The 12,812-nt window shown below is 73.1% G+C and carries 12 protein-coding genes; 6 read left to right on the forward strand and 6 right to left on the reverse strand.

The features are described from left to right. The first annotated feature begins 191 nt into the window (after positions 1 to 191). Both AC5R91_RS10320 and AC5R91_RS10325 read left to right on the forward strand, forming a co-directional pair. Complete coding sequence (locus AC5R91_RS10320) at positions 192 to 500, forward strand: DUF4235 domain-containing protein (RefSeq protein WP_495396924.1); 309 nt, start codon at positions 192 to 194, stop codon at positions 498 to 500. A 71-nt stretch (positions 501 to 571) separates the two neighbouring features. Then, a complete protein-coding gene (locus tag AC5R91_RS10325) occupies positions 572 to 1,090 on the forward strand; it encodes a gamma carbonic anhydrase family protein (RefSeq protein WP_495396925.1) in 519 nt (172 codons plus the stop codon). Here AC5R91_RS10325 and AC5R91_RS10330 read toward each other — a convergent pair. Continuing rightward, the gene (locus tag AC5R91_RS10330; RefSeq protein ID WP_495396926.1) at positions 1,073 to 2,260 is read right to left on the reverse strand and encodes a sigma-70 family RNA polymerase sigma factor; all 1,188 of its coding nucleotides are present in this window, start codon (positions 2,258 to 2,260) and stop codon (positions 1,073 to 1,075) included. The genes AC5R91_RS10325 and AC5R91_RS10330 overlap by 18 nt on opposite strands. Positions 2,261 to 2,560: 300 nt before the next feature. Here AC5R91_RS10330 and AC5R91_RS10335 point away from each other — a divergent pair, with 300 nt between their 5' ends. Further along, a complete protein-coding gene (locus tag AC5R91_RS10335; protein ID WP_495396927.1) occupies positions 2,561 to 3,943 on the forward strand; it encodes a nitrate/nitrite transporter in 1,383 nt (460 codons plus the stop codon). A 94-nt stretch (positions 3,944 to 4,037) separates the two neighbouring features. On the opposite strand, the gene valS is transcribed toward AC5R91_RS10335, so the two are convergent. After that, positions 4,038 to 6,716 carry a valine--tRNA ligase gene (gene valS, locus AC5R91_RS10340; protein WP_495396928.1) on the reverse strand — a complete coding sequence of 893 codons (2,679 nt, stop codon included), beginning with the start codon at positions 6,714 to 6,716 and terminating at the stop codon, positions 4,038 to 4,040. A gap of 248 nt (positions 6,717 to 6,964) precedes the next feature. Between valS and AC5R91_RS10345 the strand changes: the two genes are divergently transcribed. Next, a complete protein-coding gene (locus AC5R91_RS10345) occupies positions 6,965 to 7,771 on the forward strand; it encodes an inositol monophosphatase family protein (RefSeq protein WP_495396929.1) in 807 nt (268 codons plus the stop codon). A 151-nt stretch (positions 7,772 to 7,922) separates the two neighbouring features. Here AC5R91_RS10345 and wecB read toward each other — a convergent pair whose 3' ends face one another. After that, positions 7,923 to 9,296, reverse strand: a complete 1,374-nt coding sequence (gene wecB / locus AC5R91_RS10350; protein ID WP_495396930.1) for a non-hydrolyzing UDP-N-acetylglucosamine 2-epimerase — start codon at positions 9,294 to 9,296, stop codon at positions 7,923 to 7,925. A gap of 180 nt (positions 9,297 to 9,476) precedes the next feature. Then, positions 9,477 to 9,794, reverse strand: coding sequence for a putative quinol monooxygenase (locus tag AC5R91_RS10355; RefSeq protein ID WP_495396931.1), 318 nt, complete (start codon positions 9,792 to 9,794; stop codon positions 9,477 to 9,479). A 73-nt stretch (positions 9,795 to 9,867) separates the two neighbouring features. Between AC5R91_RS10355 and AC5R91_RS10360 the strand changes: the two genes are divergently transcribed. Further along, a complete protein-coding gene (locus AC5R91_RS10360; protein WP_495396932.1) occupies positions 9,868 to 10,458 on the forward strand; it encodes a TetR/AcrR family transcriptional regulator in 591 nt (196 codons plus the stop codon). A 93-nt stretch (positions 10,459 to 10,551) separates the two neighbouring features. Here AC5R91_RS10360 and AC5R91_RS10365 read toward each other — a convergent pair whose 3' ends face one another. Next, positions 10,552 to 11,484, reverse strand: coding sequence for a TIGR03620 family F420-dependent LLM class oxidoreductase (locus AC5R91_RS10365; protein WP_495396933.1), 933 nt, complete (start codon positions 11,482 to 11,484; stop codon positions 10,552 to 10,554). Between the two features lie 102 nt (positions 11,485 to 11,586). Between AC5R91_RS10365 and AC5R91_RS10370 the strand changes: the two genes are divergently transcribed. Further along, complete coding sequence (locus tag AC5R91_RS10370) at positions 11,587 to 12,183, forward strand: TetR/AcrR family transcriptional regulator (RefSeq protein WP_495396934.1); 597 nt, start codon at positions 11,587 to 11,589, stop codon at positions 12,181 to 12,183. Positions 12,184 to 12,341: 158 nt separating this feature from the next. On the opposite strand, the gene AC5R91_RS10375 is transcribed toward AC5R91_RS10370, so the two are convergent. Beyond that, positions 12,342 to 12,722 (reverse strand): VOC family protein, encoded by a 381-nt coding sequence (locus AC5R91_RS10375; protein WP_495396935.1) that lies wholly within the window; start codon positions 12,720 to 12,722, stop codon positions 12,342 to 12,344. Positions 12,723 to 12,812 lie beyond the last annotated feature (90 nt).

The following is a 12,812-nucleotide window of genomic DNA, read 5'->3' on the forward strand; positions in this document are numbered from 1 at the left end:
GAGATGAACCTTAGGCCATCCCCAGCGCGGCACCCGGGCGCGCCCCACGTGCCGGCGGGGCCGCCCGGCCGTGATCGGATAGGGACCACCGGCGGCCCACCCTGGTCGGCTGGGGGTAATCGGAGCCACCGGGGTAGGGACAACACACGGGCGGGCCAGGGCGGCCCGCGGCGCAGAACGAGAGGTGTGGGGTGGCGAAAGCGGCATCGAAGCTGGGATGGAAGGTCGTCGGCGGGGCGGCGACGGCGCTCGCGGGCACGGCCGCCAGCCGCGGGGTCACGGCCGTGTACCGCAAGGTCCGCAAGTCCGACCCGCCGGTCAACCCGGCCGACCCGGACACCGCCTGGGCGGAGGCGATCGCCTGGGCGGCGATCTCCGGCCTGGCGATCGGGCTCGGTCGGCTCGCGGCGGAGCGGACGGTGGCCCGCGGCTGGGTCAGGGCGACGGGCTCCCCGCCACCCGGCATGGTCCGTCCGAAGGTCGCCACCTCGACGGACTGATCCGCACACCCGGCGGGCTCGGCGGGCACGATGGAGGTCACAGTCGCGCACGACGACCCGCGGGAGGCCGGATGGCCGTGTACGCCCTGGGAGACGCCGTCCCCGTCATCGACCCGACGGCCTACGTCCACCCGAACGCCACCGTTATCGGCACGGTGACGATCGGCCCCGAGTCGACCGTGTGGCCGGGGGCGGTGCTGCGCGGCGACTACGGGTCGATCGTGATCGGCGCGCGCACCTCCGTCCAGGACGGCACGGTGATCCACGCGACCGAGGAGCTGGCGACCGTCGTCGGCGACGACTGCACGATCGGGCACCTCGCGCACCTGGAGGGCTGCGTCGTCGAGGACGGCTCGCTGATCGGGTCCGGCTCGGTGGTCCTGCACCGGGTCCGGGTCGGGCGCGGCGGGCTGGTCGGGGCCGGGGCCGTCGTGGTGGGTGACACGGTCGTGCCGCCGGGCGGGCGGGCACTCGGGATCCCGGCCAAGGTGCTGCCCGGCGGCGCGGACCAGGCCGGTCTCGCCGCGGGCGCCGCCGTCTACGTGGCGAACGGCAAGCGCTACCGCGAGCAGCTACGCCGGATCGACTGAACCCCCGGGCGGGGCCGCGGCCGGCAGGTGCCGCATCTTCTCCGGGTTCGCCACGATGTTGATCTCGACGATCCGGCCGCCCGCGACGTGCAGGCCGGCGATGTAGCGCAGGACGTCGCCCTCGAAGCTCGCGAAGCCGGGTTCGCCGTTGACCTCGATCGGCTGGATCCGCACCCGCCCGTCGGCGCGCCGGGCCGCCTTCGCGAGGATGCCGAGCACGAACCGGGCCACCCGGTCGGCGCCCGCCACCGGCCGGCGGGCGGCCTGCGCGAGTCCCCCGCCGTCGCTGCGCAGGACGGCGTCCGGATCGAGCAGGGCCAGCAGCCCGTCGAGGTCGCCGCCGGCCGCCGCGGTGAAGAAGGCCGCGGCGACGCGACGCCGCGACGCCGGATCCGGGTCGAAGCGGACCGACCGGTCACGGACGTGGCGCCGCGCCCGGCTGGCGAGCTGACGGGCGGCGGCCGGGGTGCGCCCGGTGGCCGCGGCGATCTCGGCGAAGTCGTAGCCGAACACGTCGTGGAGGATGAAGGCGGTGCGCTCGGCCGGGCTGAGCGTCTCGAGCACGACCATCATCGCCATGCTCACCGACTCGGCGAGCGTCACCCGGTCGGCCGGGTCCGGCACCCGGCCCCCGCTCGCGGGATCGGGACCGACCGGCACCGCCGCACCGGCGACGAACGCCGCGTCCAGCACGGGCGAGCCGGCATCGGCGCCGCGCCCGGCACCGTCACCGCCGGCGAGCCCGTCAACGAACGGCTCGGGCAACCAGGGCCCGACGTACCCCTCCCGGCGCCCGCGGGCCGAGCGGAGCTGGTCCAGGCACAGCCGGCTGACCACCACGGTCAGCCAGGCGCGCAGGTCCTCGATCCGGCCGGCGTCGACCCGGCCGAGGCGCAGCCAGGCCTCCTGCACCGCGTCCTCGGCGTCGGCGAAGGACCCGAGCAGGCGGTAGGCCACCCCCCGCAGGTGGGGACGCTCGGCCTCGAACGCCGCGGCCAGCGCCGAGGGACCGGCCACGCCGGGCCCGCCGCCAGACGCGGACTCCCCGCCAGGGACGGACTCCCCGGCAGGCGCGGACTCCCCGCCAGGGACGGACACCTCGGCAGGGACGGACGGACCGGCAGGGACGGCGCCGGGGCTCTGCGCGGCGCGGTCCGGGATCGTCGTCATCGGCTCCTCCGGAGACTTCGGGGGCGCCACGGACCGGGCGTCACCGGCCCCGCCGGACGGGCGTGGCAGGCTCCCCTCCCCCACCTGGACGGGGTACCCGCCACCGGTGTGACATCCGCCGGCAGCCGGGCGGCGCGGGCGGCGATCTCACGGGCGGACGGTGGCCCGCGACCGCACGTCTCACCGCGCGGCTCCCGGCCGGGTGAGCGGATGTCTCAGAGAGTGTCACAGCTCGCGCGTCGCCGCGTAACGGTGCGTTCCTACGGTCGTGGCATCGCCCGCACCCCGGAGGATCATCACATGAGCGCCACACTGGAAGGCGTCCCGACCACCGACCTCACGCCGGCCGCATCCCGGCGGGGTCGCTGGATAGACGACTGGCGGCCCGACGACCCGACGTTCTGGGACGGCGGCGGGTCCCGCATCGCCCGCCGCAACCTGATCTTCTCGATCCTGGCCGAGCACGTCGGCTTCTCGATCTGGTCGCTGTGGTCGGTGATGGTCCTGTTCCTCGGGCCGAAGTACCACATCGATCCCGCCGGGAAGTTCCTGCTGACGTCGCTGCCGACGCTGGTCGGCAGCGTGCTGCGCATCCCGTACACCTTTGCCGTCGCCCGCTTCGGCGGGCGCAACTGGACGATCTTCAGCGCGCTGCTGCTGCTCGTCCCCACGATCCTCGCCGCGATCGTCCTCGAACCCGGCGTCTCGTACACCACCCTGCTGATCGTCGCCGCGGTCGCGGGCGTCGGCGGCGGCAACTTCGCCTCGTCCATGACGAACATCAACGCCTACTACCCGGACCGGCTCAAGGGCCGGGCGCTCGGGCTCAACGCCGGCGGCGGGAACCTGGGCGTGGCCGCGATCCAGCTCGTCGCCCTGCTCGTGCTCGCCACGGCGGGCAAGGGCCACCCGCGGGTCGTCCTGGCGGTCTACATCCCGCTGATCGTGCTGGTCTCGCTCGGCGCGGCGCTGTTCATGGACAACCTGTCCTCGGCGCGCAACGACCGGGGCGCGATGCGCGAGGTCGCCCGCGACGGCCACACGTGGGTGATGTCGCTGCTCTACATCGGCACGTTCGGCTCGTTCATCGGCTTCGGCTTCGCCTTCGGGCAGGTGCTGCAGGTGCAGTTCGCCGACCGGTTCGACACCCCGATCAAGGCCGCGTACCTGACGTTTCTCGGGCCGCTGCTCGGCTCGCTGATCCGCCCGCTCGGCGGCCTTATGGCCGACCGCTTCGGCGGCGCCCGCATCACGTTCGCGAACTTCGTGGCGATGGCCGCCGCGGCCGCGGTCGTGCTCGTCGCCTCGCTGACGGACTCGCTGGCCCTGTTCCTCGTCGGGTTCATCGCCCTGTTCGTCTTCAGCGGCGTCGGCAACGGGTCGACGTACAAGATGATCCCGGCGATCTTCCGGGCGAAGTCGCGCCTCGCCGTGGACGCCGGCGCCGACCCGCTGGCGGCCCAGCGCGCCGCCCGGCGCCGCTCCGGCGCGCTGATCGGCCTGGCCGGCGCGATCGGCGCGTTCGGCGGGATGCTGGTGAACCTGGCCTTCCGGCAGTCGTTCCTGAGCTACAAGTCCGGCGACGCGGCGTACATCTCCTTCATCGCCTACTACGCGCTGTGCTTCGTCGTCACCTGGTTCGTCTACCTGCGGCCGTCCGCCCGGCGGCTGCACGGCATCTGAGCAGCCGCCGCCCGCCGCCCACGCGCCTTCCTTGCCGGCCCACAGCCCTGGACGTCCGATTCGTCGCTGTGGAAAGACAAGGAAGGCAGCGGGTTCAGGCGAGGTCGACGGCGACGGCGATCTCGCCGCTGGTGGGGCGGAACGCGAGCTCGCGGATGCTGCCGGCGCTGCGCAGGTCGGTGGCCGCAGCTTCGACGAGGGCGACGAGGTCGGCCTCGCCGCTGATCCGGGCGCTCGCGACCTCGGCCTTCATCGACGCCTTCGCCGCGGACTTGGCCCGCCGCACGCCGGTCAGCGCCGCGCCGACGGCGTCGAGCAGTTCGGGACGCCCGCCGTCGGCGAGCTTGCGGATCTCCGCCGGGTCCGGCCAGCTCGCCCGGTGCACCGAGCCGGGCCGCCACCAGGACCAGACCTCCTCGGTGACGAACGGCAGGACCGGGGCGAACAGCCGCAGCAGCACGGACAGCGCGACCGCGAGGGTGGTGTGCGCGGAGGCGGCGCCGGCGGCCCCGAACGAGCCGTAGGCACGGCCCTTGACCAGCTCGACGTAGTCGTCGCAGAACCGCCAGAAGAACGACTCGGTGACCTCCAGGGCCCGCGCGTAGTCGTAGGTGTCGAGCGCGGCGGTCGCGGCATCGACGACGTCGGCGAGCGCGGCGAGCAGCGCCCGGTCCAGCGGCTCGCCGACCGGCACGGCTTCACCCGCCGGCACAGCATCACCATCGACCGGCACGGCTTCATCGACCGGCGCAGCACCATCGACCGGCACCGGGGCCCCCGCGGGCGGCTCCTCGGCGCCGAGCCCCAGCGCGAAACGGCTGGCATTAAGGATCTTGATGGCGAGCCGGCGGCCGTTCTTCATCTGGCCGACGTCGAAGGCCGTGTCGGTGCCCGGCCGCCCGGACGCCGCCCAGTAGCGGACCGCGTCCGAACCGTGTTCCTCCAGCAGGCCCATCGGGGTGACGACGTTGCCCTTGGACTTCGACATCTTCTTGCGGTCCGGGTCGAGGATCCAGCCGGAGATCGCCGCGTTCGACCAGGGCAGCACGCCGAACTCGGCGTGGGTGCGGACCACGGTGGAGAACAGCCAGGTCCGGATGATCTCGTGGGCCTGGGGCCGCAGGTCCATCGGGAACACCCGGGCGAACAGGTCGGCGTCGCTCTCCCAGCCGCTGACGATCAGCGGGGTGAGCGAGGACGTCGCCCAGGTGTCCATCACGTCCGGATCGGCGGCGAACCCGCCGGGCACCCCGCGCTGGGAGTCGGTGTAGCCCGGTGGCACGTCGCTGGACGGGTCGACGGGCAGGGCCGCCTCGGCCGGCACGATCGGCGCGTCATAGCGCGGCGCGCCGGCGTCGTCGAGGGGGTACCACACCGGGAACGGCACGCCGAAGAACCGCTGCCGGCTGATCAGCCAGTCCCCGTTGAGGCCGTCGACCCAGTTCTCGTAGCGGACCTTCATGTACTCCGGGTGCCAGCGCAGCTCCTGGCCTCGGGCCCGCAACGCGGCGCGCAGCGGCTCGTCCCGCCCGCCGTTGCGGATGTACCACTGGCGGGTGGTGACGATCTCCAGCGGTCGGTCGCCCTTCTCGTAGAACTTGACCGGGTGGGCGATCGGCCGCGGCTCGCCGAGCAGCGCACCGGACCCGGTGAGCAGCTCCACGACGCGCGTGCGGGCGCTGTGCACGGTCCTGCCGGCGAGCTCGGCGTAGTGCGCCCGGCCCGCGGGCGAGGTGATCGCGGCCGGCGACTCCGGCACGAGCCGGCCGTCACGGCCGATCACGGCGCGGGCCGGCAGGCGCAGTTCCCGCCACCAGATGACGTCGGTCAGGTCACCGAAGGTGCAGATCATCGCGATACCGGATCCCTTTTCGGGATCGGCGAGCCGGTGGGCGACGACCGGGACCTCGACGTCGAACAGCGGGGTGCGCACCGTGGACCCGAACAGCGGCTGGTAGCGCGGGTCGTCGGGGTGGGCGACCAGGGCCACGCAGGCGGGCAGCAACTCCGGCCGGGTCGTCTCGATCACCACGGGCTCCGCCGCGGCCGACCCGGCCGGGTCGGCGCCGCCGCGGGGGAAGGCGAGGGTGTGGAAGGCGCCGGGACGCTCCCGGTCCTCCAGCTCCGCCTGGGCGACCGCGGTGCGGAAGGTGACGTCCCACAGCGTCGGCGCCTCGGCCAGGTAGGCCTCGCCGCGGGCGAGGTTGCGCAGGAACGCCCGCTGGGCGACGGCGCGCGCGCGGGTGTCGATGGTGGCGTAGGTGTGCGACCAGTCGACGGACAGCCCCAGGCGGCGCCAGAGCTCCTCGAAGCCCTTCTCGTCCTCCAGCGTCAGCCGCTCGCACAGGTCGACGAAGTTGCGCCGCGAGATCGGCACCTGCTCCTTGCCCGGCTTCGCCGGCGGAGCGAAGTCCGGGTCGTAGGGCAGCGACGGGTCGCAGCGCACCCCGAAGTAGTTCTGCACCCGGCGCTCGGTGGGCAGCCCGTTGTCGTCGAAGCCCATCGGGTAGAAGACCTCACGGCCGCGCATCCGCTGGTAGCGGGCGATGAGGTCGGTGTGCGTGTACGAGAACACGTGGCCAACATGCAGCGAGCCGCTTACGGTCGGTGGCGGGGTGTCGATGGAGTACACCCGCCCCCGGTCGACGGTGCGGTCGAAGGTGTAGATGCCCTCGTCCTGCCATGCCGTCGACCACCGCGCCTCGATGCCATCGAGGCTGGGCTTCGCGGGAACCGCGCGTGCGGAGCGATCAGTGCTGTCTGTGCCAACCACAGCGACGATCCTACGGGCGCGCCGATCGTGACCGCCGGGCCCGGCCCCCCGAGACCCCGCGCGTCCGCCTGGCGTGACCGCTTTCACCCGCCGGGATGCTCGCGTGCGACGCCACCTTGGCAGGATGAGCCCGTGAGCGGACCGCCCTGCCCCGCCGACGCCGGCCGCTGTCCCGAGGCCGGCCGCCGTCCCGAAGCCGGCCGCCATTCCGAAGCCGAACCAGAGCCCGAGCCCCGGAGCGCCGACCGATGAGCGACCTGCCAGACCCGGACATCCTGCTCGACGTCGCGCTGACGATCGCCCGCGAGGCCGGCGAGCTGCTTGCTCGGGGCCGCGAGGGCGCGGTCGCCGCGGAGACGACGAAGTCCTCCCCCACCGACGTGGTCACCGCCCTGGATCGCGCCTCCGAGGCGCTGGTGGCCCGCCGGCTCGACGAGCTGCGTCCGGGCGACGGCCTGCTCGGCGAGGAAGGATCCGACTCCGCCGGGTCGACCGGCGTGCGCTGGATCGTCGATCCGCTCGACGGCACGGTGAACTTCCTCTACCGACTGCCGAACTGGGCGGTGTCGATCGCCGCGGAGGTCGACGGCGAGGTCGTCGCCGGGGTGGTGCACGCCCCGGCGATGGGCACGACCTACACGGCCGTCCGCGGCGGCGGCGCCTTCCGCGACGGCACGCCGCTGACCGGGTCGACGGTGACGACCCTGGCCGGCGCCCTCGTCGCGACCGGTTTCGGCTACCTGGAGTCCCGCCGCGCCGCCCAGGCCGCGGTGCTCACCAGGGTGGTACCCCGGGTCCGCGACATCCGCCGGATGGGCGCGGCGTCGCTGGATCTGTGCGCCGCCGCCGGCGGCCTCGTCGACGCCTACTACGAACGCGGCCTCAAGCCGTGGGACCATGCCGCCGGCGGGCTGGTCGCGGCCGAGGCGGGCCTGCGGGTCGGCGGGCTGCACGGCCGGCCGGCGACCGAGGACCTCACCGTCGCCGCCCCGCCGGCGCTGTTCGGCCCGCTCACGGACCTGCTCGCCGAGGACCCCCCGGCCGACCGCGACTGACCCCCCGCCCGCTGCCCCGCCCGCGGCCCGCGGGCGGGGCAGCGGCAGCGGCGGGGGCGGGGGCGGCCTCGCCGGGTTCACGCCCCGGCCAGGCCGTCATGGCCGGTCGGCGGGTCGGGGAGATCCCTGACTGTGATCCCTGATCTGTGGGTCAGCGGCTGTCCGCGGTCGTGGCGGGGGCGGCGGGATTCGGCCCGGCGCTGGAGCCGGTGTCGCCGTACCAGACGGTCCGCCGGACGTGGTCGACGTAGCTGACGATGATGTGCACCACCCGGCGGGAGACGTCGTCGGCGTCGTAGTCGGGGACGACCCGCGCCCGGCGGTCGCTCTCGGCCTCCCGCACGATCAGCTCGACGGCGTCGAGGATCCGCTCCGGGCGCAGCACGCTGGCGACGAGCACCCCGCGGTCCATGCCCTCCGGCCGCTCGTGCGCCTCGCGGACGAGCACGGCGGGGAAGCCGACGAGCGAGGCCTCCTCGGTCAGGGTGGCGCTGTCGGAGAGCACGCACAGGGCGGCCCGCTGCAGCGCGATGTAGTCGCAGAAGCCGAAGGGCCGGCAGAAGCGGACCCGGTCGTCGAGCAGGGGTGCCCGCCCCGAGCGGCGTAGCGCGCCGAGCCGGTCCCGGGTCCGCGGGTGGGTCGAGACGATCACCGGAAGTCGGTAGCGGGCCGCCAGCCGGTTGAGGGTCTCCAGCATGGCCGACAGCGCCTCGGGCCGGTCGACGTTCTCCTCGCGGTGGACGCTGGCGAGCAGGTAGCGCCCCGCCTGCACGCCGAGGGTGGTGAGTGCCGACGAGGTGTCGATGAGCGGGGCGTAGTGGGTGAGCACCTCCTTGACCGGGGAGCCGACCACGAAGATCCGCTGGGCGGGCAGCCCCTCGGCGAGCAGGTGCCCGCGGGCCCGTTCGGTCAGGGCCAGGTGGACGTCGCTGAGCTGGTCGGCGACCCGCCGGTTGATCTCCTCCGGGACCCGCTGGTCGAAGCAGCGGTTGCCGGCCTCCAGGTGGAACACGGGGATCCGGCGACGTTTGGCGGCGATCGCGGCGTAGCAGGTGTTCGTGTCGCCGTAGATGAGCACGGCGTCGGGGGCCTCCGCGGCGAGAATCGGGTCCAGCCGGGAGATCAACCGGCTGATCGTCTCGGCGGGGGTGGGCCCGGCGGCGTCGAGGACGTGGTCCGGCCGGCGGATGCCGAGTTCTTCGAAGAAGACCTGGTTGAGTTCATGGTCGTAGTTCTGCCCGGTATGGACGAGGCGCAGGTCGACGGCCCGGTCGAGGGCGGCGACGACCCGGCTGAGCTTGACCACCTCCGGTCGGGTGCCCACCACCACCAGCACCCGCAGGCGGCGCCCGGTCGGGCCGGCCGCCCGCGACACGGCGGACGCCGACCGGGAGGCGGTCAGCGACGGGCGGCGGGGCTGCGGCCCGCTGGGCTGGGGCACCAGCGGTTTGACCCGCTCGCCGGGCAGCCCCGACGGAACCGTCGGTACGGAGGGCCCACTCTGCTCCGGAGTACCACGCGGCATCGGATTCCCCCTGGCGCAACGCGTCGACACCAGCGGCCGAGGGCCCGCCCGGACGATCGCCGGGCGGCCCGGGGCTGCCTCACAGGGGGAAGGTATCACTGTCTGTAGTTTTCAGATAACCCAGAGCGCATCACGATCCGGGCCCGACCCGAGGGGACAGCCCGTGCCGTACGCAGCCCGTCAGCCAGACCGGATGCCCTGGCCTGGAAGCTTTGCGGCGAGGACGTCGGCGGGTTCGATCGTCGGTGCGGCGACGCAGAGCTCCGCCGCGGCGGCCTGGAGCGCGCCGAGGTTCCTCGACAGGTGAGCCTGCCGCGCGGCGTCATCCGGAAAGGCGTCAAACACGCCGAAGGCGGCCGAGCCGAAGCGCACCCCGAGCCACACCGGGGTCTTCGCCTCGTCGTTGACCATGGCAACCGCGGACGTCAGCAGTCTCGCGACTTCCTCCTCCCTGCCAGGCTTGGCCTCGAGCCGGATCAGAAGTCCCACAGTGACCACGACTAACCTCATTCTGTAGAGAACGTTCCAGAACGATACCCCAATTCTGGAGCGATCGCTGTAGAATTCGGGAGTGACCCCGGGCAGACCGCGCGCGTTCGATCGTGAGACCGCCCTCGAACAGGCGCTCCTGGTGTTCTGGCAGCACGGCTACGACGCGACCTCGATCACCGCGCTCACCGAGGCGATGGGAATCACCGCCTCCAGCCTCTACGCGGCGTTCGGCGACAAGCGGTCCCTGTTCACCGCGGCGGTCCGCCGCTACCTTCAGGGGCCGGCACGCTTCACCGCCACAGCACTCGACGGGGCGTCCACCGCCCGCGAGGCGGTCGAGCGGCTCCTTCGAGCCGCGGCAGCCGCCTACACCGAGCCCGGCCACCCGTCCGGCTGCCTCGTCATCAGCGCAGCGACCAACTGCGCGCCGCGCTCCTACGACGTCCAGGCCGAGCTACGCGGCATCCGGGCGCAGGGGCGGCAGGCCCTCACGCAACGCATCTCCGCCGGCATCCGCGACCGCGAAATGCCACCCGAGACGGACGCCCACGCCCTCGCGAGCTTCTACGCGGCCACCCTGCAGGGCATGTCGGGCCTCGCCCGCGACGGCGCCACCCACGCCGAACTCGATCACGTCGTCACCGCCGCGCTGGCCGCCTGGCCCGACTAGTCACGGGTCCGACGGCCCGCGTCGATCCCCACCCAGATCCGACCCGGCCCATGCCGTCGCCGCGCGGACCGCGACCCGGGCGCAGGATCGCGTCTACTGCGCGGTCGCAGCCTGGCGCAGCGCCGGCGCGAGCTCGCGCCACTGGTGGTCAGGCAGCGCGGCCGGGTCGGTGGTGAGGACCTGGATGCCGACGTGGTTCGCGCCTGCGTCGAAGTGTCGGCGCACCCGATCGTGGATCGTCTGGTCGTCTCCGTACGCGACGATGGCGTCGACGAGGCGGCGGCTCGGGCCGCCGAGGATGTCGTCGTCGCCGAAGCCGAGGCGCCGCAGATTCGCCGTCTGATGTGACTCCATCGCGACATATGCGGCGACGTGCGCGGTGGCGACCTCCCGGGCGCGGTCGATGTCGGAATCCAGGACGACAGCCTGCTCCACACCGAGAAACGCCTGCGGGCCCATGATCTCGCGGGCCCGCCGGGTGTGCTCGACGGGCACGAAGTACGGGTGCGCCCCCCAGGTCCGCTCCGCCGCCAACGACAGCATCTTCGGGCCGAGGGCTGCCAGCACGCGGCGCACGGCCACCTGCGGCGACGGGCTGTGGGCGGGGACGGCGTCCATGGCCGCCAGGTAGGCGTCCATCGTCGAGACCGCCCTGCCCAGGGCCGGCATGGGATAGCCGTCCATCAGGTGGACGGTGTCGTCGATCCGGTGGCCACCGAGACCGAGCAGGTAGCGCCCCGGGAACGCCTCGCCCAGCGTGCGGGCCGCGGTCGCCATGGCGATCGGGTCGCGAAACGCGATGTTCGCGATCCCGGACGCGACGGTGATTCTCCGGGTGGCCGACAGCAGCAGCCACGCCTGGCCCACCGTGTCCCGACCGAACGCCTCCCCGTACCAGATGGCGCCGTAGCCCAGCTCCTCGATCTCCGCCGCGGCCTCCCGCACCCGGTTGGCCGGCTGGCCCTCGAAGGCGAAGGTCCAGACACCGATGCCGCCGAGCTCGTGTCCTGGGTGCGCTGCCACCATGCTCCTTCAGGTCGGATATCCGGACATGCTGTCCGGTTAATGCCGACTACAATACGGACACCTTGTCCGGTTGTCTACGTTCGGTGGCGAGAGGAGGACGCGATGGCGACACCGGCCGGGCGAGCCCCCGGGCAACGCCCGCCGCGCGCGGATGCCCGGCGCAATCGGGAGCTCCTGCTCACCGTCGCGCGCGAGGCGTTCGAGGAGGCCGGACCGGACGTGTCCCTCGTCGAGATCGCCCGCCGGGCCGGCGTTGGACAGGGAACTCTCTACCGGCACTTCCCGACCCGGGCCGCCTTGTTGCAGGCCGTCCTCGCCGACCGGATCGAGACGCTGTGCCGGCGGGCGGCGGAGCTGTCGGCCATCGAATCGGCTGACGGCGCGCTGTCGGCCTGGTTGCGCCTGTTCCTCGTCCATGTCCATGTGAACCAGGGCCTCGCCGGCGCCTTCATGGTCGAGGAAATCGAGCCGTGGGTCGCGGACTGCCACCGAGTCATCGTGGATGCCGCAGCCGGCCTCCTCGAGCGCGCCCAGCAGGCAGGTACAGCCCGCCCCGACCTGACCCCTGACGATCTCGTCCAGCTTGTCGTCGGGATCGCCCTGGCCACGGCCCGCGGCGACAATGCCGACCAGGCCGGCCGGCTACTCACGCTGGCCCTTGACGCCGTCCACCGGAGCTCGGCGCGCGGCAGCGGATGATCGCGGCCGTCGGCGGCAGCGACGGAGACCAGGAAGGTGAAGGTCAGGCGCAGGCAACTGCCCGTGCGGTCATCTCCGGTGTACGGGACGCCAGTGTGGACCGTCGGTCGCACGATGGTGCAGGGCCCAATAGTGCGACGAGGTACGGTTGTCGACCGTCAGAAACCGCCGTACGGCACGGTGATGATTTCCATGAAGTGGCCGCCCGGGTCCTGGAAGTAGACGCCCCGGCCGCCGTCGTTGGTGTTTGTCTCACCTGGGTGCTGTCGCGCCGGGTCCGCCCAGTGCTCGACGCCCTGCGTCCGGATCCGCTCGATCGCGGCGTCGAAAACCTCGTCCGAGACCAGGAAGGCATAGTGCTGGGCCGAGAACTCGGTGCCGGTGTCGGCGTAGTCCAGAGTGACGCCGTCGGCGAGTTGGACGGCCAGAAAATGTCCGGCAGGTACCGGCGCGGGCAGTGAGAGCAGCCGGCTGAGAAAGGTCGCCGACTCGTGCCTGTCGCGTGCTGCGACGATGGTGTGGTTGAAACGAACGGTCATGCCGACCCCATTCGGTCCCACGCCTCCATGCCGGAACCGGAACGCTCGACGGCACGCGACGCTGCCGTCCAGTCTACTGACCCGACGCGT

This window comes from Frankia sp. BMG5.60 (assembly GCF_059428125.1).

Coding starts and splice junctions, on each gene's coding strand:
- AC5R91_RS10325 (WP_495396925.1), top strand. CDS start 572: ATGGCCGTGTACGCCCTGGGAGACGCCGTCCCCGTCATCGACCCGACG.
- AC5R91_RS10330 (WP_495396926.1), bottom strand. CDS start 2,260: ATGACGACGATCCCGGACCGCGCCGCGCAGAGCCCCGGCGCCGTCCCT.
- AC5R91_RS10335 (WP_495396927.1), top strand. CDS start 2,561: ATGAGCGCCACACTGGAAGGCGTCCCGACCACCGACCTCACGCCGGCC.
- AC5R91_RS10345 (WP_495396929.1), top strand. CDS start 6,965: ATGAGCGACCTGCCAGACCCGGACATCCTGCTCGACGTCGCGCTGACG.
- wecB (WP_495396930.1), bottom strand. CDS start 9,296: ATGCCGCGTGGTACTCCGGAGCAGAGTGGGCCCTCCGTACCGACGGTT.
- AC5R91_RS10365 (WP_495396933.1), bottom strand. CDS start 11,484: ATGGTGGCAGCGCACCCAGGACACGAGCTCGGCGGCATCGGTGTCTGG.
- AC5R91_RS10370 (WP_495396934.1), top strand. CDS start 11,587: ATGGCGACACCGGCCGGGCGAGCCCCCGGGCAACGCCCGCCGCGCGCG.
- AC5R91_RS10375 (WP_495396935.1), bottom strand. CDS start 12,722: ATGACCGTTCGTTTCAACCACACCATCGTCGCAGCACGCGACAGGCAC.